26 protein-coding genes are annotated in these 22,803 nt (G+C 74.5%); 17 read left to right on the forward strand and 9 right to left on the reverse strand.

Annotated features, from left to right (window positions below; translation table 11 throughout):
- From hisC to JIG38_RS06895, 10 genes are all read left to right on the forward strand, one after another.
- The coding region (hisC, locus tag JIG38_RS06850) for a histidinol-phosphate transaminase (RefSeq protein ID WP_199423025.1) at positions 1 to 1,009 on the forward strand (1,009 nt) is incomplete at its 5' end.
- Between the two features lie 444 nt (positions 1,010 to 1,453).
- Positions 1,454 to 2,209, forward strand: coding sequence for a cysteine hydrolase family protein (locus JIG38_RS06855; protein WP_199423026.1), 756 nt, complete (start codon positions 1,454 to 1,456; stop codon positions 2,207 to 2,209).
- Positions 2,209 to 2,862 carry an AmiS/UreI family transporter gene (locus JIG38_RS06860; RefSeq protein ID WP_199423027.1) on the forward strand — a complete coding sequence of 218 codons (654 nt, stop codon included), beginning with the start codon at positions 2,209 to 2,211 and terminating at the stop codon, positions 2,860 to 2,862. The genes JIG38_RS06855 and JIG38_RS06860 overlap by 1 nt, the downstream gene beginning before the upstream one ends.
- A 329-nt stretch (positions 2,863 to 3,191) precedes the next feature.
- Positions 3,192 to 4,292 (forward strand): pyruvate dehydrogenase (acetyl-transferring) E1 component subunit alpha, encoded by a 1,101-nt coding sequence (gene pdhA / locus JIG38_RS06865; RefSeq protein ID WP_199423303.1) that lies wholly within the window; start codon positions 3,192 to 3,194, stop codon positions 4,290 to 4,292.
- On the forward strand, positions 4,289 to 5,296 hold the full coding sequence (locus JIG38_RS06870; RefSeq protein ID WP_199423028.1) for an alpha-ketoacid dehydrogenase subunit beta: 1,008 nt from the start codon (positions 4,289 to 4,291) through the stop codon (positions 5,294 to 5,296). Before pdhA ends, JIG38_RS06870 begins: the two co-directional genes overlap by 4 nt.
- Positions 5,297 to 5,385: 89 nt before the next feature.
- Complete coding sequence (locus JIG38_RS06875) at positions 5,386 to 6,882, forward strand: dihydrolipoamide acetyltransferase family protein (RefSeq protein ID WP_199423029.1); 1,497 nt, start codon at positions 5,386 to 5,388, stop codon at positions 6,880 to 6,882.
- Positions 6,883 to 7,019: 137 nt separating this feature from the next.
- On the forward strand, positions 7,020 to 8,246 hold the full coding sequence (locus tag JIG38_RS06880) for a phage tail family protein (protein WP_199423030.1): 1,227 nt from the start codon (positions 7,020 to 7,022) through the stop codon (positions 8,244 to 8,246).
- Positions 8,246 to 8,485 carry a hypothetical protein gene (locus tag JIG38_RS06885; RefSeq protein WP_199423031.1) on the forward strand — a complete coding sequence of 80 codons (240 nt, stop codon included), beginning with the start codon at positions 8,246 to 8,248 and terminating at the stop codon, positions 8,483 to 8,485. The genes JIG38_RS06880 and JIG38_RS06885 overlap by 1 nt, the downstream gene beginning before the upstream one ends.
- 37 nt (positions 8,486 to 8,522) lie before the next feature.
- Positions 8,523 to 8,846 carry a hypothetical protein gene (locus JIG38_RS06890; RefSeq protein WP_199423032.1) on the forward strand — a complete coding sequence of 108 codons (324 nt, stop codon included), beginning with the start codon at positions 8,523 to 8,525 and terminating at the stop codon, positions 8,844 to 8,846.
- A gap of 22 nt (positions 8,847 to 8,868) precedes the next feature.
- Entirely contained in the window at positions 8,869 to 9,327 is a 459-nt protein-coding gene (locus JIG38_RS06895; RefSeq protein ID WP_199423033.1) for a SitI3 family protein, read from the forward strand.
- 13 nt (positions 9,328 to 9,340) lie between these two features.
- Here JIG38_RS06895 and JIG38_RS06900 read toward each other — a convergent pair whose 3' ends face one another.
- The 8 genes from JIG38_RS06900 to JIG38_RS06935 form a co-directional block, all read right to left on the reverse strand.
- On the reverse strand, positions 9,341 to 10,171 hold the full coding sequence (locus JIG38_RS06900) for a putative sodium/potassium/calcium exchanger (protein WP_199423034.1): 831 nt from the start codon (positions 10,169 to 10,171) through the stop codon (positions 9,341 to 9,343).
- A complete protein-coding gene (locus JIG38_RS06905) occupies positions 10,168 to 11,166 on the reverse strand; it encodes a VWA domain-containing protein (protein WP_199423035.1) in 999 nt (332 codons plus the stop codon). Before JIG38_RS06905 ends, JIG38_RS06900 begins: the two co-directional genes overlap by 4 nt.
- Entirely contained in the window at positions 11,163 to 12,203 is a 1,041-nt protein-coding gene (locus JIG38_RS06910; protein WP_199423036.1) for a vWA domain-containing protein, read from the reverse strand. Before JIG38_RS06910 ends, JIG38_RS06905 begins: the two co-directional genes overlap by 4 nt.
- Positions 12,200 to 12,694, reverse strand: a complete 495-nt coding sequence (locus tag JIG38_RS06915) for a hypothetical protein (RefSeq protein ID WP_199423037.1) — start codon at positions 12,692 to 12,694, stop codon at positions 12,200 to 12,202. Before JIG38_RS06915 ends, JIG38_RS06910 begins: the two co-directional genes overlap by 4 nt.
- Complete coding sequence (locus JIG38_RS06920) at positions 12,681 to 13,721, reverse strand: DUF58 domain-containing protein (protein WP_199423038.1); 1,041 nt, start codon at positions 13,719 to 13,721, stop codon at positions 12,681 to 12,683. Before JIG38_RS06920 ends, JIG38_RS06915 begins: the two co-directional genes overlap by 14 nt.
- Positions 13,722 to 13,734: 13 nt before the next feature.
- A complete protein-coding gene (locus JIG38_RS06925; protein WP_372419859.1) occupies positions 13,735 to 14,727 on the reverse strand; it encodes an AAA family ATPase in 993 nt (330 codons plus the stop codon).
- Positions 14,728 to 14,948: 221 nt separating this feature from the next.
- On the reverse strand, positions 14,949 to 15,227 hold the full coding sequence (locus tag JIG38_RS06930) for an acylphosphatase (protein ID WP_199423040.1): 279 nt from the start codon (positions 15,225 to 15,227) through the stop codon (positions 14,949 to 14,951).
- Positions 15,228 to 15,237: 10 nt separating this feature from the next.
- Positions 15,238 to 16,965 carry an MDR family MFS transporter gene (locus JIG38_RS06935; RefSeq protein ID WP_307844654.1) on the reverse strand — a complete coding sequence of 576 codons (1,728 nt, stop codon included), beginning with the start codon at positions 16,963 to 16,965 and terminating at the stop codon, positions 15,238 to 15,240.
- 115 nt (positions 16,966 to 17,080) lie between these two features.
- Between JIG38_RS06935 and JIG38_RS06940 the strand changes: the two genes are divergently transcribed.
- The 6 genes from JIG38_RS06940 to JIG38_RS06965 all read left to right on the forward strand — a co-directional run bounded on the left by JIG38_RS06940 (position 17,081) and on the right by JIG38_RS06965 (position 22,095).
- On the forward strand, positions 17,081 to 17,449 hold the full coding sequence (locus JIG38_RS06940) for a YbaB/EbfC family nucleoid-associated protein (RefSeq protein WP_199423041.1): 369 nt from the start codon (positions 17,081 to 17,083) through the stop codon (positions 17,447 to 17,449).
- Between the two features lie 67 nt (positions 17,450 to 17,516).
- Positions 17,517 to 17,831 carry a type VII secretion target gene (locus tag JIG38_RS06945; RefSeq protein WP_199423042.1) on the forward strand — a complete coding sequence of 105 codons (315 nt, stop codon included), beginning with the start codon at positions 17,517 to 17,519 and terminating at the stop codon, positions 17,829 to 17,831.
- Positions 17,828 to 19,102 carry a phage tail family protein gene (locus JIG38_RS20660; protein WP_199423043.1) on the forward strand — a complete coding sequence of 425 codons (1,275 nt, stop codon included), beginning with the start codon at positions 17,828 to 17,830 and terminating at the stop codon, positions 19,100 to 19,102. Before JIG38_RS06945 ends, JIG38_RS20660 begins: the two co-directional genes overlap by 4 nt.
- A gap of 36 nt (positions 19,103 to 19,138) precedes the next feature.
- Positions 19,139 to 19,519, forward strand: a complete 381-nt coding sequence (locus JIG38_RS06955; RefSeq protein ID WP_199423044.1) for an SseB family protein — start codon at positions 19,139 to 19,141, stop codon at positions 19,517 to 19,519.
- The gene (locus JIG38_RS06960; RefSeq protein WP_199423045.1) at positions 19,519 to 19,908 is read left to right on the forward strand and encodes a hypothetical protein; all 390 of its coding nucleotides are present in this window, start codon (positions 19,519 to 19,521) and stop codon (positions 19,906 to 19,908) included. The genes JIG38_RS06955 and JIG38_RS06960 overlap by 1 nt, the downstream gene beginning before the upstream one ends.
- Positions 19,909 to 20,034: 126 nt before the next feature.
- Positions 20,035 to 22,095, forward strand: a complete 2,061-nt coding sequence (locus JIG38_RS06965; RefSeq protein ID WP_199423046.1) for a bifunctional copper resistance protein CopD/cytochrome c oxidase assembly protein — start codon at positions 20,035 to 20,037, stop codon at positions 22,093 to 22,095.
- Positions 22,096 to 22,109: 14 nt separating this feature from the next.
- On the opposite strand, the gene JIG38_RS06970 is transcribed toward JIG38_RS06965, so the two are convergent.
- Positions 22,110 to 22,325, reverse strand: a complete 216-nt coding sequence (locus JIG38_RS06970) for a hypothetical protein (RefSeq protein ID WP_199423047.1) — start codon at positions 22,323 to 22,325, stop codon at positions 22,110 to 22,112.
- Between the two features lie 217 nt (positions 22,326 to 22,542).
- Here JIG38_RS06970 and JIG38_RS06975 point away from each other — a divergent pair, with 217 nt between their 5' ends.
- On the forward strand, positions 22,543 to 22,791 hold the full coding sequence (locus tag JIG38_RS06975; protein WP_199423048.1) for a DUF6458 family protein: 249 nt from the start codon (positions 22,543 to 22,545) through the stop codon (positions 22,789 to 22,791).
- Positions 22,792 to 22,803 lie beyond the last annotated feature (12 nt).

The following is a 22,803-nucleotide window of genomic DNA, read 5'->3' on the forward strand; positions in this document are numbered from 1 at the left end:
GCGCGCGTTCAAGCTGTCGTCGAACGAGAACCCGTTCCCGCCGCTCGACTCCGTGCGGGACGAGGTCGCCCGGGCCGCCTCGCTGCTCAACCGGTACCCGGACATGTTCGCGACCGAGCTCGGCGAGGCGCTCGCGGCGCGCCACGGGGTGGACCCGGCGGGGGTCGTCGCGGGCTGCGGCTCGGTCGCCGTGCTCGGCCACGTGCTCCAGGCGTTCTGCGACGCGGGCGACGAGGTCGTCCACGCGTGGCGCTCGTTCGAGGCCTACCCGATCCTCGTGGGCCTCCAGGGCGCCGTCGGCGTCGAGGTGCCGCTCGCCGCCGACGGCCGGCACGACCTGCGCGCCATGGCCGCCGCGGTGACCGAGCGCACGCGCGTCCTGCTCGTGTGCTCGCCCAACAACCCCACCGGGCCGGCCGTGCACCACGCCGAGCTCGTCGAGCTGCTCGCCGCGGTGCCGGACCGCGTCCTCGTCGTGCTCGACGAGGCCTACGTCGAGTTCGTCCGGCACGACGACGCCGTGCGCTCGCGCGAGCTCCTCGCGGCCCACCCGAACGTCGTCGTGCTGCGCACGTTCTCCAAGGCGTACGGGCTCGCGGCGCTGCGCGTCGGCTACGCGGTCGCGACTCCCGACGTCGCCCGCGCGGTGCGGACCGCGTCGACGCCCTTCGGTGTCAACCACCTCGCCCAGGTGGCCGCGCTCGCGTCGCTGCGCGCGGAGGACGAGCTCCTGGAGCGCGTCGACGCCGTCGTCGCGGAGCGCGCGCGCCTCCTCGCGGGCCTTCGTGACCAGGGCTGGTCCGTGCCCGACGCCCAGGGCAACTTCGTCTGGCTCCCCGCGGGCCCGCGCACGGTGGACCTCGCGGCCGACGCCGTCGCGCACGGGGTGCTGGTCCGCCCGTTCGCCGGCGAGGGCCTGCGCATCACCGTCGGCGACGCCGCGGCGAACGACCGCGTGCTCGAGCTCGCGCACGGCTGGGTGACGCGGGACGGCAGCGCGCAGGGCTGAGCGCTCGGGACCGGCGTCCACCCGCCCCGGCCCGCCCGTCCCGCCGCGGACCGGCTCCGCGAGGCGCCGGTCTCGGTCTGCGAGACCCAGGCGGCGCGGCCGCCGCACGGGCCGCTCGGGCGACTAGGTTCGTGCGCGTGAGCATCACGCAGGGATCCCGGCCCGAGGCGACGTCGTCGCCGCGCGCCTGTCGCCCCTGCCGAATGCCCTGCTGAGTCCCCACGGACTCCGCCGCGCGCGCCCCCGGCCCGCGCCGGCCCCCTCTCCGCCCGCCCGCCGCGGCTGACCGCCGTCGTGCCGGCACGGGCCGCCGTCTGCCACGGCGCGTCCATCCGGGCGGGTCCGGACCACCCGTCCGGGCCGGCCCGCGGCGTCACCACCGCCGCGCACCCGACCAGCACGCCCTCAGGCGCCTCCATCGCGCGCCCCTGACCAGGGAGAACCATGACCACCCTCGACACCCGGACCGACCGCCGGACGCCCCTCGAGCCCGTCGAGCTCGACCCCGCCGCGCTCGGCCTCCCGGCGAGCAACGCCCACCTCATCCCGCCGCTGCCCGCCCACTGGGCCGGCCTCGACCTGCGGGAGATCCTCAGCCGTCCCGCCGCGTTCCTCTCGGTGAGCCAGTCCAACTCGCTCTACCGCCCGGGCGGCGTCCAGTACGCCGAGGGCCACGCGTTCCGGGGCAGCCTCCCGGCCACCGTGCGCGCCGTCCAGGCCGCCCGCCGGGCCCCGAACTTCGTCTCCTTCAACTGGATCGGCTACTCGGTCTTCCGCCAGGACTACCCGCAGTCCGTGCTCGACCGCGCGCAGTACGACTCCTGGACCGGGTCGATCGACGCGACGCCCGAGCAGATCGCCTGGGACGACGCCCTCGTCGACGAGCTGCGCGACCTCGTCGAGCCCGGCGACAACGAGCTCTACGAGAAGGCCCTGCAGACGGCGTTCGTCGGCACGGACCTCCCGCTCGAGCTGGCCCGCAAGCGGGTCGAGGTCGTCGTCATCACCGGCATCCACCTGGACTGGTGCATCGAGGGCAACGCGCGTGCGGCGCGCGACCACGGCCTGCTGCCGATCGTCATCGGCGACGCGACCGGGGCCCAGCGGCCCGACCAGGAGGCCGCGGCGTTCGAGCGCATCACCAACTTCTTCGCGCCCGTCCTCTCGTCGGAGACGTTCGAGTCGTTGGTGACCCGCTGATGGGGAACGTCGGCCTCCTCCTCGTCGGCGTGGTGCTCTTCGTCAACGGCCTGTCGACGCTCGGCGTCGTGCCCGCGCGCAGCGCCGCGCCGCTGAACTTCTTCGTCGGGACCGCGCAGGTCGTGCTGCCGACGCTCGTGCTCGTGCTCCACGGCACCGAGCCCGGCGTGCTCCAGGCGACGTGGCCGAGCTACCTGTTCGGCATCACGTACCTGTGGTTCGGCTTCCAGACCGTGCACCGGATCGAGCCCCAGGGCTTCGGCTGGTACAGCCTGTTCGTCGCCGGCATCGCGGCCTACTACGCCGTGACGTCGATCGCGACCGACCCCGTGTTCGCGGTCATCTGGGCGACGTGGGCGAGCATGTGGGCGCTCTTCTTCGTGCTCCTCGGCCTCGGGCGCACGCACGTCGGCGGGCTGGACCTGGGCCGGTTCACCGGGTGGTTCCTCGTGCTCCTCGGCATCCCGACCTGCACGGTGCCGGCGCTCTTCCTCCTCGAGGGCCGCTGGACGACGAGCCCGGTCGCGGGTCTGGCCGCGCTCGCGGCCCTCGCGCTCGCGACGGTGGCCTCGGCCGCCCTGGCCCGCCGCGCCACCCGGCCCACGACCCCGCCGGCGGTGCCGACCGAGGCCCTCGCCAGCACCCCCGCCTGACCCACGGCCCGCACCACCCGGCCACCCGGCCACCCGGCCATCCGGCCACCACGCACCCTCACCACGCCGAGGTCGCTGGTTCGCGCCGAGGTCGCTGGTTCGAACCAGCGACCTCGAGCCGAACCAGCGACCTCGGCGGCGGCGATGGTGCGGGGCGGGGGGCCGTTCGTCCCGGGTGGGCGCGTGACGACGTGTTGGAGAGTCGGTACAAAGGGGAGTCCGACGTCGTTGTCGGGCCCGGACAGCGCCAACCTACGGTGGCGTAGCCTACGCTGACGTAGGTTAGCCCTGGCCGTCACCCGGAAGGACCCTGCGTGAACGAGCCCGACATGATCCAGCTGCTCACCCCGACCGGGGAGCGCCTGGAGCATCCCGAGTACAGCCCACGCATCGCCCATCTCGACCCGGAGGCCCTGCGTGGGCTGTACCGGGACATGGTCATGGTGCGGCGCTTCGACTCCGAGTCGACAGCGCTCCAGCGTCAGGGCGAGCTCGGCCTCTTCCCGCCCGCGCTCGGCCAGGAGGCCGCGCAGGTCGGCTCGGGCCGCGCGCTCGCGCCGCAGGACTACGCGTTCCCGTCCTACCGCGAGCACGGCGTCGCCCACACCCGCGGGGTCGACCTCGTCGACATCCTGCGCCAGTTCCGCGGCATCGACCACGGCGGGTGGGACACCGAGGCCCACAACTTCCACCTGTACACCCTGGTCATCGGTTCACACACGCTGCACGCGACCGGGTACGCGATGGGCATCCAGCGCGACGGCGCCGTCGGCACCGGCGACCCGACGCGCGACGCCGCCGTCGTCGCCTACTTCGGCGACGGGGCCACGAGCCAGGGCGACACCAACGAGGCGTTCGTCTTCGCGGCGGTGAACAACGCGCCGCTCGTGCTCTTCTGCCAGAACAACCAGTGGGCCATCTCCGAGTCCACCGAGAAGCAGTCCCGTGTGCCGATCGTCGAGCGCGGCCGGGGCTTCGGCGTGCCGAGCGTCCGCGTCGACGGCAACGACGTCCTCGCCTGCTACGCGGTCACGGCCGAGGCGCTCGAGCGTGCGCACTCGGGCAACGGCCCCACCTTCATCGAGGCGTACACGTACCGCATGGGCGCGCACACGACGTCGGACGACCCGACGCGGTACCGCTCGTCCGCCGAGGAGGAGGCGTGGCGCCGCCGCGACCCGATCGACCGGCTCCGCCTCCACCTCGAGGCGATCGGCGAGCTCGACGCCGTCTTCCTCGCCGAGCTCGACGCGGAGGGCGAGGCGTTCGGCGAGCGCCTGCGCCGCGAGGTCCGCGCGATGGGCAAGCCGCCGACGTCGACCATGTTCGAGCACGTGTACGCGGGCGCCCACGCCGTGGTGGACGCCGAGCGCGCCTGGTTCGAGCAGTACGAGGCGTCGTTCGACGTCGCACCGGAGGTCACGCGATGAGCGCCGTCCCCGCCGTCGAGCGCCTGACGCTCGCCAAGGCCATCAACCTCGGCCTGCGCGCCGCGCTCGAGGAGGACCCCAAGGTCCTGCTCATGGGCGAGGACATCGGCGCCCTGGGCGGCGTCTTCCGCGTCACCGACGGCCTGCAGAAGGACTTCGGCCCGGACCGCGTCGTCGACACCCCGCTCGCCGAGTCCGGCATCGTCGGCACCGCGATCGGCCTCGCGCTCCGCGGCTACCGGCCGGTGTGCGAGATCCAGTTCGACGGCTTCATCTTCCCCGCGTTCGACCAGATCACGACGCAGCTCGCCAAGGTCCGCTACCGCTCGCGCGGCCGGCTGTCGCTCCCCGTCGTCATCCGCGTGCCGTACGGCGGCGGGATCGGCGCGGTCGAGCACCACAGCGAGTCGCCCGAGGTCCTCTTCGCGCACACGGCCGGGCTGCGCGTCGTGACGCCGGCGAGCCCCGCGGACGCGTTCACGATGATCCAGGAGGCCATCGCCTCGCCCGACCCCGTGCTCTTCTTCGAGCCCAAGGGCCGGTACTGGGACAAGGGCGACGTCGACCGCGGCTTCTCCTACGGCTCGGCGACCGGCGAGGGCCTGGACCGGGCGCGCGTCGCGCGCGCCGGCACCGACCTCACGCTCGTCGCGCACGGACCCACGGTCGCGACCGCGCTCCGCGCCGCCCAGGCCGCCGCGGCGGACGGCACGAGCATCGAGGTCGTCGACCTCCGCACGCTCTCGCCGCTCGACACCGCGACCGTCGTCGCGTCCGTGCGCAAGACCGGCCGGTGCGTCGTCGTGCACGAGGCGCCCGTGCTCTACGGGACGGGCGGCGAGGTCGCCGCGCGGATCAGCGAGGAGTGCTTCTACTCGCTCGAGGCGCCCGTGCTGCGCGTCGGCGGCTTCCACAGCCCCTACCCCGTCGCGCGGCTCGAGCACGAGTACCTGCCGAGCCTCGACCGCGTGCTCGACGCCGTGGACCGCGCGCTCGGCCACTGAGCCCGCCGAGCCTCCTCCCGCCCGAGCCCGCCGGCTGAGACGCTGAGCCGTCCGCGCGGACCGACCGACCCCGACCCCAGGAGCCCCACGTGCCCCGGTACGAGCAGTTCCGCCTCCCCGACGCGGGCGAGGGCCTCACCGAGGCCGAGATCGTCGCGTGGCACGTCGCCGTCGGCGACGCGGTGACGGTCAACCAGCCGATCGTCGAGATCGAGACGGCGAAGTCGCTCGTCGAGCTGCCGTGCCCATGGGCGGGTGTCGTGACCGCGCTGCTCGCGGAGCCCGGCGAGACCGTGGAGGTGGGCACGCCGATCATCACGGTCGACGTCGACCCGCACGGCGCGCCCGACCCGGGCGCCTCCGAGGGCGGTGCCGCCGCCGGCGGCGCGGTCCGCGCCGCTCCCCACACGGCCGCGCAGGACGCGGCGGACACCGCGGCGTCCGGCCAGGCCGCGTCCGACGACGGCGCGAGCGGCGCGGTGCTCGTGGGGTACGGCGTCAGTGCGCACAGCGCGACGCGACGCCCGCGCCGCGCCGCCACGGTCGACGCCGGCTCGGGGCCCGCAGCTGCTGCCGGGGCGGCCCCGGTCGCCGCCGTCGCAGCGCCGCCCGCGGCGGCCGGCCCCGACGTCCCCGCGGTCGCTGCCGCCCCGACGGCCGCGGGCCGCAACGAGGAGTCCCGCCGCATCCTCGCGAAGCCTCCCGTGCGCAAGCTCGCGCGTGACCTCCGCGTCGAGCTCGCGACCGTCCGGCCCACCGGCCCCGGCGGGATCGTCACGCGCGAGGACGTCCTCGCGCGCTCGCAGGCCAACGAGGTCAAGCCCCTCGCGACCTACGCGACCGACGACCAGCCGTGGCTGGCGTCCGGCACGGTGAGCGACGACGGCCGCGCGACGCGCGTGCCCGTGAAGTCGGTCCGCAAGCGGACCGCCGAGGCGATGGTCTCGAGCGCCTTCACCGCGCCGCACGTCTCGGTGTTCCACACGGTCGACGTCACCAAGACCATGCGGCTCGTGGAGCGGCTGCGCGCCGACCGCGAGTTCGCCGACGTGCGCGTGACCCCCCTGCTCGTCGCGATGAAGGCGCTGCTCCTGGCGGTGCGCCGGCACCCCGAGATCAACGCGTCGTGGGTCGACGAGACCCAGGAGATCGTCTACAAGCACTACGTCAACCTCGGCATCGCGGCGCAGACGCCGCGCGGCCTCATCGTCCCGAACATCAAGGACGCGCACCGGCTCGGCCTGCACGACCTCGCGGTCGCGCTCGCCGACCTCACCGCGACGGCCCGCGCCGGGAAGACGCAGCCGGTCGACATGAGCGACGGCACCATCACGATCACCAACGTGGGGGTGTTCGGGATCGACACGGGCACGCCGATCCTCAACCCGGGCGAGTCCGCGATCCTCGCGTTCGGCGCGATCCGCGAGCAGCCCTGGGTGCACAAGGGCAAGATCAAGGTCCGCCACGTGACGCAGCTCGCGCTCTCGTTCGACCACCGCCTGGTCGACGGCGGCCTGGGCTCGCGGTTCCTGGCCGACGTCGCCGCGGTGCTCGAGGAGCCGGGCCAGGGCCTGGTCTGGGGCTGAGCCCGCCGACGGCGTGGGGCCGCACGGCCGTCGCCCGTGACCTGGACGAGTGATGGCCCGCGACGCGCGCGGCCCGTTACAGTCGCCCCGATCGCACGCGCTGGGGGGCAGATGAGCGAGATCGCGGGGGTGCGGGGATGACGACGAACCCGTTGGTCGCGGGTCCGGTGGACACGTCGTCCGCTCTGGGCGGGACGATGCTGGTGGAGTCCCTGTACGACCTGTCGCGGGCGATCGAGTCCGAGGACTGGGTGGCGGCGGGTCTGGCGGGGCTCTCGACGGTGCTGGACACGGCGGCGGCGGTGATGGACCCGTTGGGTCAGCTGATCGCGGCCGGGCTGGGCTGGTTGATGGAGCACGTGGAGCCGCTCAAGGGGTGGCTCGACGACCTGACCGGTGATGCGGGGGCGGTGCTGGGGTTCGCGGGGACGTGGGACAACATCGCCACGCAGATGGGCAGCGCGGCGGGGGACCTGGACCACCTCGTGGCGGCGGACCTGGAGGGGATGCGGGGCCAGGGGGTCGAGGCCTACGCCCGCTACGCGAGCGACGTCGCCGAGCACCTGCGGGGGATCGGTGGGTCCTCGACGGCGGTCGCGAGCAGTCTGCGGACGTGCTCGACGATCGTGCAGGTGGTGCACGACCTGGTGCGTGATGCGATCGCGGAGCTGGTGGGTGCGGCGATCTCGTGGGCGGCGCAGATCGTGTTCACCGTCGGGCTCGGGACGCCGTGGGTGGTGTCCCAGGTCGCGACCCGGGTCTCGTCCCTCGCGGCGCGGGTGGGCAGCAAGGTCACGGGCGTGATCACCTCGGCGCGTGCGCTGGGCGACCTGATCGACGCGCTCAAGGCCGCCATCCGCAGCCTCGGCGACAACCTCCGCGGCGCCCGCCCCGGCACCACGCACACGCCCCGCACGCCGGACGTGCCGATGCAGCACACGGGGGGCTCCTACCGGCCGCGCCCGGCGTCGGACATCCGGGCCGAGGAGTGGGCCGACCGGACGTACGACGCCTTCCGTGCCGACCCCGACCTGGCGGCGGACATCGCGCGGAACAACCCGGACCTCGATCCCGACGACGTCGAGCGAGCCCTCAGGCACGTCCTCGAGGACGAGCACCTGCTCGGCACCGACTACGGCGAGCCGTGGCGCGGACGCTTCGACGCCAACCCCGACATGGCGGAGGCGTTCCTCCGGCTGCGGTCGGGCGACGCCACCCCCACGGACCGGCTGCTCATCCGGCACGAGATCGCCGAGTCCGCCTACATGCGCAGCCACCCCGGCGCGTCGTACGCCGAGGCGCACGCACACGCCAACTCCGTCGCCAACTGGCAGGCGGCGCTCGACCGACGTGGAGGTAGCTGATGGGAGCAGTGGCCTACGGCAGCCGCGTGCACGCGGACGCGCGCGCCGTCCGGTACACCTTCGGCGTCGACCCGGCGCAGCCCGAGGGCGAGGTCGAGATCCCGGTCGAGGACGTCGACGCCTGGTCCGTCGTCGGGAGCGACGACAAGCCTTCGGCGGCGCGCTACGTGGTCGTCAAGGCCTACCGGCACTGGGCGAAGACGGGCGAGTGGCCCGAGCGCGTCTTGTTCCAGTCGTGACCGACGGCCGCGGGCGGCCGCACCTCATGGCCGGTGCGTGATGGCGGGGCTGGTCTTCCTCCCCGACGGGCGCGACTGGAACGCGTCGTCGTCGGTCTTCTCCTGGATGCTCGACACCCTCGCCGCGCGGGCGCAGGACCCGGAGCTGGTCAGCGAGCTGCGCGAGGTGTCGGACCACAACCTCGGGGCGCTCGACCTCGAGGACATGCCGCCGGCTCGCCTCGCCGAGCTCACGGCGGTGATCGCCCAGCTGCCCGCGATCGGCACCGCCGAGCTGCCGGACACCCCCGCCCGTCCGGTCATCGTGGCGCAGCTCGTCGAGCTGGCGCAGATGCTGGCTCCCGACGCCGCGCAGCGCTGAGAACGGACCTCGGGGCCGACCGGTGCTCGACTACCCCATGCCGATCGCGACGAGGTGCGGCACGGCCCACGTCCGGCGCCTTCTCGACGTGCTGCTCGCCGAGCTGAGCGCGGAGCTCGCGGTGCCGCGAGGCGTGCTCTCCGGGTCGGTCGGCGACGTCGCCAGCCCGGTCTCGGCCGGGCTCTACGCCGAGCTCCTCGGCACGCCCGCGACCTGCCGGGTCATCCTCCACGTCGACAACAAGGCGACCGACGACGACGGCTACTTCGCCGCGTACCCCGCCCTGGCCGTGGCGGCCGTCCGGCTCAGCGATGCGGTCGACGCCGAGGCCTGCCTCACCTACGAGCTCGACCGGGTCGTCATGCGCCGGCGCGGCGGGCGGCTGGAGCTGTTCGACTGGTTCCGGCCGTGGGGCGACCCCGCCGTCCTCGAGCGGGTGCCCCGACCGTTCGTGGTGACGCCCCAGGACGGTCGGCTGTGACGAGGCGCCGGCGTCACCAGTTCTTCGTGCCGCTGCCGCCCTGGTCGCCCTGCTCCTCCTGGCGCTGACGCTCGGCCTCGGCCTGCGCCTCCTCGTTGCGCTCCTGGAGCTCCTGCTGACGCTTCTCCTCCTCGGCCTGCTCCGAGCCGTCCTCGGGCTCCTCCTGCTGCTGCTCCTCGGAGTCCTGCGCCTGCTGCTGCTTGTCCTCGAGCCGCTCCTGGGAGTCGGAGTTCTGCTGCTGCTCCTCCTCGGACTGGCCCTCGGGCTCGCACGAGGCGCGCGCCTCGGTCGCGGCGTCGTAGTCGCGCTGCGCCCAGGCCGCGAACTCCCGGCCCTCGGCGCGGATCTCCTCGGGCGTCATGTCCCCCCACGGCACGCCGGGTGGGTAGGCGTCGCCCGCGTCGACGTAGCCCTGGGCCTCCGCCGCCCACTCGGCGCGGGTCTGCGCGTCGGCGAGCTCCTGGTCGCCCATCATCTCGAGCGCGATCGCGTAGTTGATGAGCACCATGCACTGCGTCGTCGGGTCCTCGGGAGCGATCTCGAGCGCGTCGGCGAGGTAGAAGGTGCCGAGCAGCGGGTCCTCGCCCTTCGTGAACGTCGTGCCGAGGTCGAACGGCGCCTTCCACCTCTCCACGGGGTCGGTGCTCTTGAGCCACGTGAACCCGACGACGGCGCTGCCGATCTGCCCGTCGGCGTACTGGCCGCGCGCCGTCGCGGCCACCACGTTCATGAGCGCGAGGTGCAGGCCGAACAGGAAGACGCCCAGCCACACGGGCAGCGTGGCCCAGACGAGCCAGCGGCGGCGGACGCGACGTCGGCGCTCGAGCGGCGTGGGCGTGCTCATGCGGACCTCCGTCGGCGCAGCGGCACCCAGCCGCGGGCGGTCGTCCAGGCCTCCACGCCGAGCAGGCCGACGACGAGCACCGCGAGCGGCCACGTGACCGCCTGCCACAGCTCGGTGTCGCGGCGACCGTCCGCGGCGATCTCCTCCGGGTCGAGGCCCTCGACGAGCGCGGCGACGTCGTCCGGGCCCGTGCGGTGCGCGTAGGCGACGCCGAGCTGCGCGGCGACGGCCTGGAGCGCCGCCTCGTCGATGCGCGAGACGGCCTGCTCGCCCGTGGCGTCGTCGACGATGTACGGGGCCTCGGGGTCCGGCTCGAGCGACCCGTCGTACTCACGCATGGGACCGCCCTCGGCGGTGCCGTACCCGAGCACCGCGCCGCCGTCCACGAGGTCGGCGAGCTCCTCGTACGACGCCGGCTCGCCGTCGGTGGTCTGCTCGCCGTCGGAGAGGAAGAAGACCAGGCGGACGTGCCCGGGGTCGGTCTCGGCGGCGCCCGTGAGCGCGCGCCGCAGCGGCTCGAGCGGCCGGTCGACGAGCGACCCGGACGAGAACGCCGTGATCTCCTGCCGTGCGGTCTGCGCCCAGGTGCGCACCGCCCGCTGGTCGGTGGTGAGGGGCAGCTGGCGGCTCGCCTGGCTGTCCCACGCGATGATCGAGTAGCGCGCGCCGGGGACCGCCGCGACGAGCGCGGGCAGGTCGTGCCGCATGCCGTCCAGGCGGGGCAGCCGCTCCTCCGACCAGTCCTCGGCGGCCATCGAGCCCGTCCGGTCGACGACGAAGAACACGTCGACGGCCACGCCGAGCTGCTCGTCGGTGGTGGCGGGGACCGAGGGGCCGAGGCCGATCGCGGTGACGACGGCGACGAGGGCGGCGCGCACCGCCCAGCTCCGCCGCACGGGCCCGCGCGCGTTCCACGCCTCGCGCACCGCGAGGACGAGCACCGGCACGAGGACGAGGAGCAGGAGCCACACGGGCACCAGCGGTCGCAGGGTCATCCGCCCACCCGCCGTCGCAGGGCGAGGAGGGCGAGCGTGGCGAGCACGAGCAGCACGAACCACGGCACGGGCCGGTCCGTGACGATGCGCTGCGCGTCGGCGTCGAGCGCGACCGCCTGCTCCTCGGTGACGTCGCGGATGACCTCGGCCACGGCCGCCGTGTCCTCCGCGAACCAGGTCTTGCCGCCCGCCTCCTCGATCGCGGTGTCGAACTCCTCGTTCTGGGCGGAGCCGCGCAGGTACGCGTCACCGCCGTAGAGGCCGTAGAGGGTCACGTCGCGGTCGGTGACGACGTCGACCGCCTGCGGCAGCGTGTAGACCGGCTCGCCGTACGGGTCGTTGTCGGTCGCGAGGATGATCGAGCGCGACCGGTCCGTCGCCTGCTCGTCGAACAGCAGCGCGCAGCTCGCGAGGCCGTCGCCGATGAGCGAGGCCTGCGCCGGCACGCCCTCGGTGCCCGCGATGAACTCGAGCAGGGGGTCGAGCCCGTCCCACGTCAGCGGGTCGAGCGGGTCGAACGCCTCGATGTCGAACTGGAGCGCCTGCTCGGCGACCTGGAGCTCCTCGAGCACGAGCGCGTAGTCGTCGGTGAGCGGGAAGACCGTGCGCGACGTCGAGTTGAACACCGACAGGCCGATCCGCTCGCCGTCGAAGCCCTCGACGAGCGTGCTGAACGTCGAGACGATCTCCGAGTCGAACGGGATCATCGAGCCCGAGACGTCGAGGCACAGGACGATGTCGCGCGTGCCGAAGGTGTCGGTGCGCGTCTCGCGGTCGACCGGTCGCGCCACGAGGACCGCCGCGCCGAGCAGCGCGACCGCGAGCGCGCCCGCCGTCGCGGCGCGCAGCACGGCGTACTCGCGGACGGCCCGCCGCACCTCGGGCAGGTCGTCGAGCTCGTCGGTGTGCGCGACCCAGCGGGCCGCGTCCTTCGTCTCGCGCCGCGCCCGCCACGCCCAGAACGCGACGCCGCCGACGGCGAGCAGCGCGAGCGCGAGCGCCCACGGCCAGACGAGGCCCCAGTGCACGGACGTCACCACTGGCTGATCACCCGCCGCGCGCCCGCGAGGGCCTGCTCGGACGACGCGCCGACCGTGCCGTACCGCGCGAACGCCGGCCGGTAGTAGGTCTCGATGAGGTTGGCGAGGCGTCGCGCGCCGTCGACCCGGCGCAGCTCGCTGAGCGTGAGCACGCGCGCGTCGACGCCGCGGCGCACCGACCCGAAGTCGCGCACGACGGCGCTGAGCTCGAGGTGCAGGGAGCGCGCGTCGAGCTCGCCCGCGACGTAGCGGGCCTCGAGCGCGTCGACCTTGGCCAGGTACACCGGCCGCACGCTCGCGTACGGGTCGTCGTACGGCCCCAGCCGGCGCTGCGGCGGAGGCGGCGGGGGTGCGTCGTGCTCGGGGCGCCGCCGCGTGTGCCGCACCGCCCACACGACGTACGCGACGGCGAGCGCCATGAGCACCGCGCCCAGCACGGGGACCCACCACGAGTACAGGACGGGGTCGTAGAGCTCATCGACGGGCACGGTGGCTCCGGTCGAGGAGGGAGATGAGGGCGGGCACCACGTCCTGGGTGCTGCCGACGACGACGTCGTGCACCTGGAGGCGGCGCAGGGTCGCGGCGCGGCGCGCCGAGCGCTGCGCCCGGACGGCCGCGGCGGCACGCACCACGTCGTCCCGCCCCTGGAGCCAGACCGGCACGGCCCAGCCGTCGCCCACGTCACGCGTGGTGCCGGGCGCGGGCTGGAAGGGGTCCGCGTCGGCGACCGCGATGACCAGGACCTCGTGGCGCAGGCGCACGCTCTTGAGGGCGTCGTGGTGCTCCTCCGTCGGGTTCGCCTCGTCGGTGACGAGCACGACGAGCGACCGCCGGGTCAGCGCGCCGACGCGCGTGAGGAGGCGGCCGACGTCGGACGGCGGCGCCTCGACGTCGAACGCGCGCTCGACCTTGCGGAGCAGGAGCTCGAGGTGCGCCGTGCCGCCGCGGGGCGGGAGCTGGGTCAGGCGGCCCGAGTCGGCGGCGACGAGCGCGACCCGGTCGCCCCGGTCGCGCGCGAGGTAGGCGACGAGCGTGGCCGCGTCGAGGGCGACGGCGCCCTTGCTCTCGCCGCCCGCCGCGGTCGCGGCCATCGTCCGGCCGGTGTCGACCGCGAGGACGAGGCTGAGGTTGCTCTGCCGGACGAAGCGCCGGATCACCGGGATGCCGGCGCGCGCGCTCGACTTCCAGTCGATGTCCCCGACGTCGTCGCCCGGGCTGTAGAGCGACAGGTCGTCGAAGTCCTGGCCGTGGCCCTGGAGGATCGAGCGGTGCCGCCCGTCGAGCAGACCGGTCGCGCGCTTGGCGAGCGGGAGCTGCAGCCGCGACCGCAGGTGCGCGAAGCGCGACGCGGAGCGCTGGGGCGTCGCGGCGGTCGGCGTCCACGGCGACCGGCCGTGTCCCGCTCCCGGACCGGGCCAGCCCACCGGGGCGGCCGGTCCCGCGACGGGCGCGCCCGGCCGCGCCCCGGGCGGGGCGGGCGGGGGCGGCGATCCGCCGGTGGGCGACCAGGTCATCGGGCTCGGGCGCTCAGGGGGTGGGGACGGCGTCGAAGACGGCGTCGACGAGCTGCTCGGCGGGCACGTCGTCGGCCAGGGCGTCGAAGGTGCGGACGATGCGGTGGCGCAGGACCGGGTGGCGCATCGCCTTGACGTCCTCGGGCGTGACGTAGCCGCGCCCGGCCTGGAGCGCGAGCGCCTGGCCGATGCGCATGAGGGCGATGGACCCGCGCGGGCTCGCGCCCACGCGGATCATCCGCTCGATGCCCGGGATGGGCCGCGGGCCGGCGCCGCGCGTCGTCGCCACGACGTCGACGACGTACCGCTTGATCGCGGCGTCGACGTAGACCCGGTCGACGAGCGCCTGGAGCCGCTCGAGCTCGGCGAGGCTGATCGGCCGCCCGACGATGGGCGCGACCTGGCGGCCGCTCGAGATGCGCTCGAGGATCTCGACCTCCTCGTCGCCCTGCGGGTAGGTGAGGACCTCCTTGACGAGGAACCGGTCCATCTGGGCCTCGGGGAGCACGTAGGTGCCCTCCTCCTCGATGGGGTTCTGCGTCGCGAGCACCATGAACGGCGACGGCAGCCGGTACACCTCGCCGCCGATCGACGTCTGCTTCTCCTGCATCGCCTCGAGCATCGCGGACTGCGTCTTGGCGCTCGAGCGGTTGATCTCGTCGAGGAGCACGAGGTTCGCGTGCACGGGGCCGAGCTGGGTCGTGAACGAGCCCGTCGCGTAGTTGAAGATCTGCGTGCCGACGATGTCGTTCGGCATGAGGTCCGGCGTGCACTGGATGCGGTGGAACGAGCCGGACACCGCTGCGGCGAGCGTCTGCGCGGCCGTCGTCTTCGCCAGGCCCGGCACGCTCTCGAGGAGGATGTGCCCGCCCGCGAGGAGGGTGCTGACGAGGGCCACGCGCAGGTTGTCCTGTCCGACCACGCGCTGGGCGAAGACGGCGTCGATCCGGTCCAGCAGGTGCCGCGCCTCGGCGTGGTCGCTGTCGGTGATCGGCTCGGTCAGCATGCGAGGTCCCCCAGGTCGGCGCGCTCCGTGACCGCGTCCGACCCGGTGGGGCGCCGAGCGTGAGACGCCCGCGGCACGGGGGAGGTGCGGCAAGGGGCGAGTATGCCAGCCAGGGCCGCGCGCGCCCGGTCGGGTCCGCCGGGCCTGGGGACCGCGCGGAGCAGCCGCCGACGGTGCGTGCCGGGGCGGGCGGACCGGGGTCATCCCGTCGGGCGGCCGCGTCACCCGATCGAGAAGCCCGTCGACCCGGTGGGTGCGACGTCCTCCGCCCGGACGTCCGCGACCGCGGCACCCGGCGGGCCGTGGTGCGCCCACGCGGCGACCGCGGCGACGGCGTCGGGCGAGCCCTCGAGCACGACCTCGACCTCGCCGGACGGCAGGTTGCGCGCCGAGCCCGCGACGCCGTGCTCGGCGGCCGTGCGCCGGCACGCGTACCGGAACCCGACGCCCTGGACGCGCCCGGCCACGACGAGCCGCACGGCGACGCGGTCGGCGGCCACCGCGTGCTCCTCAGGCCCCGGGCGGCGTGCCGGGCCCGCGCGGGGCGGGTGCCGGGGCGTCGTCGTGCCCGACCGCGGCGGCGGCGTCCATGCGGCTCTGGATGCCCGACACCTGGCGCAGCGGGATCTCCGGCAGCAGGAACGCGAGCGCGATGGAGACCGCGATGATCGCGGCCGCGATGAGCAGGACGAGCGACGTGCTCTGCTCGAAGCCGTCGAGGAACGGCGCGGCGAGCCGCGGGTCCATCGCGTCGATGAACGACGAGTCGTCGAGCGACGGCGGCTCGCCACCGCCCTGGAGCATGCCGACGACGGGGGCGTTCGCCGGGTCCTCGACCACGGCCGGGTCCGCGAGCGCGTCCTGGAACGCCGGGGTGCGGCTCGCCGCCGTGAAGGCGTCGCGGATGTTGCCGGCCACCGTCGAGAAGAGGATCGACAGGAACACGGCCGTGCCCAGCGTGCCGCCCATCTGCCGGAAGAACAGGGACGACGACGTCGCGACGCCCATGTCCTTGGGCGGGACGGCGTTCTGCACCGCGAGCACGAGCGGCTGGAAGCAGAAGCCGAGGCCGAACCCGAAGATCGCCGAGCGCCACGCGACCTCGACCATCGAGGAGTCAGGTGCGAGCTGCGACATGAGCAGCGCGCCGAGCGCGAGGCAGACGGTGCCGAGGATCGGGAAGATCCGGTACCGCCCCGTGCGCGCCACGGTCTGGCCGGACACCACCGACGTCGTCATGATGCCGAGCGTGAGCGGCAGCAGGGCGAGGCCGGCCGCCGTCGGCGACATGCCCTTGGCGATCTGGAGGTAGAGCGGCAGCGTCGCGAGCCCGCCGAACATACCCATGCCGATGACCAGGTTGATGAGCGCCGAGACGCCGAACGTGCGGTTCCGGAAGAGGTGCAGGGGCAGCAGCGCGTCGTCCCCCGCACGGCGCTCGGCGAGGAGGAACGCGACGATGCCCACGACTCCGAGCGCGTAGCACGTGAGGGCGACGGGAGAGCCCCAGCCCCACTCGCGCCCCTGCTCGGCGACGAGGAGCAGCGGGACCAGGCCGCCGGCGAGCGCGAGACCGCCGGGCCAGTCGATCCGGTGGAACACCTTGGCGAGCGGCGGCAGGTGCAGGACGCGCGTGATGACGACCAGGCCGAGGATCCCGAACGGCACGTTGACGAGGAAGATCCAACGCCAGCCCGTGATGCCCAGCACGGTGTCGGCACCCGCGAGGAAGCCGCCGATGATCGGGCCCAGCACCGACGACGTGCCGAACACCGCCAGGAAGTACGCCTGGTACTTGGCGCGCTCGCGCGGGCTGAGCAGGTCGCCGAGGATCGTGATCGCGAGCGACATGAGACCGCCGCCGCCGAGCCCCTGCACGGCGCGGTACGCCGCGAGCTGGTACATGGACGTCGCCGTGCCGCACAGCAGCGACCCGATGAGGAAGAGCACGATCGCGGCCAGGTAGAGCGGCTTGCGCCCGTAGATGTCGGAGAGCTTGCCGTAGAGCGGCGTCGCGATCGTCGACGTGATGAGGTACGCCGTGGTGACCCAGGCCTGCAGGGAGAGCCCCTGGAGGTCGTCGCCGATCGTGCGGATCGCGGTCGCCACGATCGTCTGGTCGAGCGCGGCGAGGAACATCCCCATCATGAGGCCGCCGAGGATCGTGAGGATCTGGCGGTGGGTGGGGGCGAAGGTGGCGGACTGCGGGGGCGCCGAGGACGGCGCGTCGGGACTCACTGCTGCACTGTAGGTCCGGCCCCCGACACCGGCGCGGGCTGCACGATCGGGTGAACGGTGGACCCGGCGCGGACAGGGGGTGGGCGACGTCGGGCGCGCTGGCTAGGGTGCGGGCGTGACCTCCTTCCACGACCCCGACGCCGCGATCGCGAAGGTCCAGCGCGACATCGAGCTGGCGGCGCAGCGCGCGGAGCGCGCCCAGCAGGTCAAGGCCCAGATCGACGCCGTCCGCGGGCGCGGCCGCTCGCCGCGCGGCGAGGTCGTCGTCGAGGTGGACGCCTCGGGCCAGCTGCGCGACGTCGTCCTCACGGACGCGGCCATGGACCTGCGGCACGACGAGCTGTCGCGCCACATCGTCGAGGCGGCCCGCGCGGCTCAGCGCGAGGCCGGCGGCAGGGCGGTCGCGATCATGGGTGAGGCGTACGGCGAGGAGTCGCCGCTCACCGAGCACCTCAGGGCCGAGGTCGAGCAGCGGTACGCATGAGCAGCGCGAGCACCGCCGTGACGCACGAGAGCGCGCGGCGGCCGTCCGGTCGGGGGCAGGGGGAGCAGTGAGCGAGTTCGAGGTCGACACCGAGGTGCTGCGGTCGCACGCCTCGCGGCTGTCCATGGTGACCGACGCGGTGGCGCTCGCGGAGGGCGCCGCAAACCAGGTGGACCTGCACGGCGGGGCGTTCGGGGTGCTGTGCGCCTTCCTGCCGGGGTTCGTCAACTCCGCCGAGGTGGAGACGGGGCAGGCGATCGGTGCCGCGCGCGACTCGCTCGAGGCGATGGCCGACGGCGTGGTCGCGATGGCCGACGACTACCGCGCGGTCGACGACGGGGTGCGGGGCCGGATGGACACGATCGCGGGGGTGCTGCGGTGACGGCGAACCCGTTGGTCGCGGGTCCGGTGGACACGTCGTCCGCGCTGGGCGGGACGATGCTGGTGGAGTCGCTGTACGACCTGTCGCGGGCGATCGAGTCCGAGGACTGGGTGGCGGCGGGTCTGGCGGGGCTGTCGACGGTGCTGGACACGGCGGCGGCGGTGATGGACCCGTTGGGTCAGCTGATCGCGGCGGGGCTGGGCTGGTTGATGGAGCACGTGGAGCCGCTCAAGGGGTGGCTCAACGACCTGACCGGTGATGCGGGGGCGGTGCTGGGGTTCGCGGGGACGTGGGACAACATCGCCACGCAGATGGGCAGCGCGGCGGGGGACCTGGACCACCTGGTGGCGGCGGACCTGGAAGGGATGCGGGGCCAGGGGGTCGAGGCCTACGCCCGCTACGCGAGCGACTTCGCCGAGCACCTGCGGGGGATCGGTGGGTCCTCGACGGCGGTGGCGAGCAGTCTGCGGACGTGCTCGACGATCGTGCAGGTGGTGCACGACCTGGTGCGTGATGCGATCGCGGAGCTGGTGGGTGCGGCGATCTCGTGGGCGGCGCAGATCGTGTTCACGGTCGGGCTCGGGACGCCGTGGGTGGTGTCCCAGGTCGCGACCCGGGTCTCGTCCCTCGCGGCGCGGGTGGGCAGCAAGGTCACGGGCGTGATCACCTCGGCGCGTGCGCTGGGCGACCTGATCGACGCGCTCAAGGCCGCCATCCGCAGCCTCGGCGACAACCTCCGCGGCGCCCGCCCCGGCACCACGCACACGCCCAGCGCGCCGGCGACGCCTCCGCCGCCCAGCACTCACGGCGTCGCGTTCTTCGGCCCGAGCAACCTCACCTACTACACCCGGTCGAACGCGACGCTCGGCACGTCGAGCTCGCCGTACTTCCACATGCCGATCGAGGACTCCGCGCTCGTGCGGACGCCCAGCGACGCCCTGCGGTACACCGGCAACACCCCGAGCATCGAGCGGGAGATCCTCAACCCCTCGGGTCCGAACGGCCCCGAGATCTACGGTCTCAGCTTCCCGCTCGAAGGCCTGGGTTCCGTGCCGCCCACGCGAGCCGACGCCAACGGGTGGCCCCACTACATGGACGGCGGTCATACGGCGGTGCGTCTCGAGGACGCCCCCGGGCGTCCGGGGACCGGGGGCTACCTCGTCAACCCGACGCGGGAGTTCGTCGTCCACGGCGGGCCGGCCGTGCCTCCGGGCAGCGTCCTGTTCCAGCTGATGCCCGACGGCTCGTGGCAGCCGCTCCGCCGCTACTAGGCCTCGCGGCGAACCCCCTCGATCGGAGACCTGACCGTGCCCACCTTCATCCCGATGACGCCCTTCGAGTCGGCGCTGGCCGCGGGGCAGCAGTCGGGCGACGCCGCCGCCGTCCTGGCGGCACTGCCGGCGGCCGATCTCGTCGTGCCGAGCGGTGCGCCGGTCGGGGAGGAGTTCGAGGGCTTCGTCCCCGTGCTCTTCGACCGTGAGGGGGTCACGATGCTCGCCGTGTTCACCCACGTGTCGCGGATCGGTGAGCTCGCCGACCTCGCGCCCTACGCGCTGACGCTCAGCGGCGCGGACCTGCTCGCTCGTGTGCCGGCGGGCTCGGGCGTGGTCCTGAACCCCGGCCAGTCGGTGGGGATGGAGCTGCTGCCCGACGCCGTCGCGCAGGCCCGGCGGACGTTGCAGGGCTGATGGACGTCCCTCTGAGCGCGCGCCAGCGCGCAGCCGCCGCGCAGCGGGTCGCCGAGGCGGAGGAGCGTCGTCGCCGCCTGGACGAGCTGGGGGTGGCCGCCGACGCGCGCGTCGCGGAGGAGGAGCGCACGACGACGCCGGTGCCGCCCGAGGTGCGTCGCGAGATCTCGCGCCGGCTGGCCGAGCACCCGCGGGGCGGCTGCGCCGTGTGCGAGCGCCGGGCCTACACCGGTGACCACGAGCCGTACCTCCTCGAGAGCGTCGTCCAGCAGGTCGCCGTCTGGCGATGCTCCGTGTGCGGCACGTGGTGGGAGGAGATGCCGCACGAGGTGCACGCCCTGACGGACGACGAGGTGCGTCGCCTGTACGGCGACCGCCTCCCGTGCTGAGCGGGGCGCGAGCCGGCGGCGCAGCGTCCTGGTGGAGCCGAGGCTGCCTCCACCGCACCGACGGGCCCGCCGTCACCGGCGGGCCGACCGGGCGGGGCGCCCGTGGGCCCGCCGTAGGCTGAGGCGGTGACCGCCCCGACCACCCCCGCGCGCCGACTTCCGGTCGCGGGCGCGGTCGCCGGGCTCCTCGTCGCCCTCGCGGCGGCCGCCGCGGGCGTCGCCTTCTCGGGTGCCGTCGCCCCGACCCTGCTGGACCCGGGCGCCGTCGTGCGCTGGGGGCTCCCGCTCTCGACCGTCGTCACCGAGCTCGCGGCTGCGGTGACGATCGGCTCGCTCGTGCTGGCCGCGTTCGTCCTGCCCCGCGCCGCCGGACGCACCCCGGGCGAGGGCCGCGCGTGGCCGACGTCGGCCGTGGTCGCCTCGGTCGCCGCGGGCGTCTGGGCGGTCGCGAGCGTCGTGCAGCTCGTGCTCACGTACGCGCAGATCACAGGCCGTCCCGTCGGCGGGGAGGGGTACGGCGCCGAGCTCGGGCTCTTCGTGTCGTCCGTCTCGCTCGGCCGCACGCTCCTCGGGATCACCGTCGTCGCCGCGCTGACCTGCGTCGTCGCGCTGCTCGTCACGCGGCCGGCGGGCGCACTGGTCAGCGCGCTGCTCGCGGCGTCGGCCCTCGCCATGCTCTCGACGAGCGGCCACACGGTCGGCTCGACCAACCACGAGCTCGCGATCTCCTCGCTGTTCCTGCACCTGCTCGGCGCCGCCGTGTGGATCGGCGCGCTCGCCGGGCTCGCGCTCGTGAGCGGCCGCCTGGGCCGGGACCTCGCACCGTCCGTCGCGCGCTTCTCGGGCATCGCCGCGTGGTGCTTCGCCGGCGTCGCCGTCTCCGGCACGGTCAACGCGGTGCAGCGCCTGGACGAGCCCGGCGACCTCGCGACGCCGTACGGCCTCCTGCTCGTCGCGAAGATCGGGCTGTTCGTCGCGCTCGGCGTCCTCGGGGCGCTCCACCGACGCGCCGTCGTGCGCCGGCTCGCCGAGCGCAGCACGCCAGCAGCCTCACGTGCGCCCGGGGTGTTCTGGCGCCTCGTCGCCGTCGAGCTCGCGGTCATGGGCGCCGTGTCCGGCGTCGCCGTCGCGCTCGGCTCGACCGCGCCGCCCGCCGACCTCGAGCCGCCGACCACGCCGACGCCCGCCGAGATCGTCACGGGCCACGCGCTCCCGCCCGCGCCGACGGCCGAGCTGTGGCTCACGAGCTTCCGCTGGGACCTCCTGCCCGCGCTCGGCTGCCTCGCCGCCGTCGTCGTCTACGGGCGCTGGGTCGCGCGCCTGCGGCGGCGCGGCGACGCGTGGCCGGTGCACCGCACCCTCAGCCTCCTCGCGGGGATGCTCCTGCTCGCCTGGACGACGTCGGGCGGCCCGGCCGTGTACGGGCACGTGCTGTTCAGCGCGCACATGCTCCAGCACATGGTGCTCGTCATGGTCGTGCCGATCCTCGTGGTGCTCAGCGCGCCCGTGACGCTCGCCGCGCGCGCGCTGCCGCCGCGCGACGACGGCTCGTGGGGACCGCGCGAGTGGATCCTGGGCCTCGTGCACTCACGGTGGGCGACGGTCCTCGCGCACCCCGTGGTCGCGGCCGTGAACTTCGCCGGCTCGATGTTCGTCTTCTACTTCACCGACGCGTTCTCGTTCGCCCTGACGACGTACGTCGGGCACCTGCTCATGGTCGCCCACTTCACCCTCGCGGGGTACCTGTTCGTCAACGGCCTCATCGGCGTCGACCCCGGCCCGCACCGGCCGGGCTACGCGCTGCGGCTGCTGCTGCTGTTCGCGACGATGGCGTTCCACGCCTTCTTCGGGCTCGCGATCGTCAGCTCCGAGGCGCTCCTCGTGCCGCGGTGGTTCGGCCTCCTCGGCCGGCCCTGGGGGCCCTCCGCGCTCGCCGACCAGCAGGCGGGCGGCGCCATCGCGTGGGGCATCAGCGAGCTGCCCATGCTCGTGCTCGCGATCGCGGTCGCCGTCGCCTGGACCCGCGACGACGAGCGCACGGCCCGGCGGCGGGACCGCGCGGCGGACCGCGACGGCGACGCCGAGCTCACCGAGTACAACGCGATGCTCGAGCGGCTCGCGCGGCGCGACGCGACGCCGAGGCCGCAGCAGGCGGTCGAGGCGCAGGGCACCGAGCCCGGACGCTGACCGCCCGCGATCGCTCAGTCCTGCGGCTCCGCCGGGCGCTCGACCATGTACGCGCGGCCGTCCGGGCCGACGACGCGCTCGAGCGTCGTGCGCAGCGCCGCCTCGCGCTCGCGGTCCTCGGCCGACGCGGCGTGCCCGCGCGTCCGGTCGCCCACCTGGGCCGGGCCGAAGACGGGCAGCAGGAAGCGCTCGGTGAAGCGCATGCCGCGCTCGCGGCGGGGCTCGGCCATGGGGCACCTCGATCGGCTCGTCGTGCTCGGGCACGGGGCGCCTCGGTGGCGCACGACCATCGTAGGTCGGGCCGACAGCCGGCCCGCGAGGCGGCGGCGTCGCCCGGACGGGTGGTGCGGCGCCGTTCACCCGCTCTCGACAGGCGGACCCGGGGCACCTCCGCCATGCTCGTGCCGAACCGGTCGGTCCCCCGACCGCCGAGGAGGAGGTACGACCATGGGAATCGGAAGCGGGATCTTCCTGATCGTCGTCGGTGCGATCCTCGCGTTCGCCATCGCCCCCGACACGTGGGACGTGGTGAACCTCAACATGGTGGGCTACATCATGATCGTGGCGGGCATCATCGCCCTGATCATGGGCATGGTCTACAACCGGCAGCGCGCGAACACGAGCCACCGCGAGGTCGTCGAGCGCTACGACACGCGCACGCCGCCGCCGGCGGGCCCCGCGGGCCCGGCCGTCTGAGCCGCGCCGCAC

This window comes from Actinotalea solisilvae (assembly GCF_016464425.1).
Taxonomy (GTDB): domain Bacteria; phylum Actinomycetota; class Actinomycetes; order Actinomycetales; family Cellulomonadaceae; genus Actinotalea; species Actinotalea solisilvae.

Bases quoted from the DNA above. Each gene is read 5' to 3' on its own strand.
- JIG38_RS06855 (WP_199423026.1), top strand. From the start codon at position 1,454: ATGACCACCCTCGACACCCGGACCGACCGCCGGACGCCCCTCGAGCCC.
- JIG38_RS06860 (WP_199423027.1), top strand. From the start codon at position 2,209: ATGGGGAACGTCGGCCTCCTCCTCGTCGGCGTGGTGCTCTTCGTCAAC.
- pdhA (WP_199423303.1), top strand. From the start codon at position 3,192: ATGATCCAGCTGCTCACCCCGACCGGGGAGCGCCTGGAGCATCCCGAG.
- JIG38_RS06870 (WP_199423028.1), top strand. From the start codon at position 4,289: ATGAGCGCCGTCCCCGCCGTCGAGCGCCTGACGCTCGCCAAGGCCATC.
- JIG38_RS06880 (WP_199423030.1), top strand. From the start codon at position 7,020: ATGACGACGAACCCGTTGGTCGCGGGTCCGGTGGACACGTCGTCCGCT.
- JIG38_RS06885 (WP_199423031.1), top strand. From the start codon at position 8,246: ATGGGAGCAGTGGCCTACGGCAGCCGCGTGCACGCGGACGCGCGCGCC.
- JIG38_RS06900 (WP_199423034.1), bottom strand. From the start codon at position 10,171: ATGAGCACGCCCACGCCGCTCGAGCGCCGACGTCGCGTCCGCCGCCGC.
- JIG38_RS06905 (WP_199423035.1), bottom strand. From the start codon at position 11,166: ATGACCCTGCGACCGCTGGTGCCCGTGTGGCTCCTGCTCCTCGTCCTC.
- JIG38_RS06920 (WP_199423038.1), bottom strand. From the start codon at position 13,721: ATGACCTGGTCGCCCACCGGCGGATCGCCGCCCCCGCCCGCCCCGCCC.
- JIG38_RS06925 (WP_372419859.1), bottom strand. From the start codon at position 14,727: ATGCTGACCGAGCCGATCACCGACAGCGACCACGCCGAGGCGCGGCAC.
- JIG38_RS06960 (WP_199423045.1), top strand. From the start codon at position 19,519: ATGGACGTCCCTCTGAGCGCGCGCCAGCGCGCAGCCGCCGCGCAGCGG.
- JIG38_RS06970 (WP_199423047.1), bottom strand. From the start codon at position 22,325: ATGGCCGAGCCCCGCCGCGAGCGCGGCATGCGCTTCACCGAGCGCTTC.
- JIG38_RS06975 (WP_199423048.1), top strand. From the start codon at position 22,543: ATGGGAATCGGAAGCGGGATCTTCCTGATCGTCGTCGGTGCGATCCTC.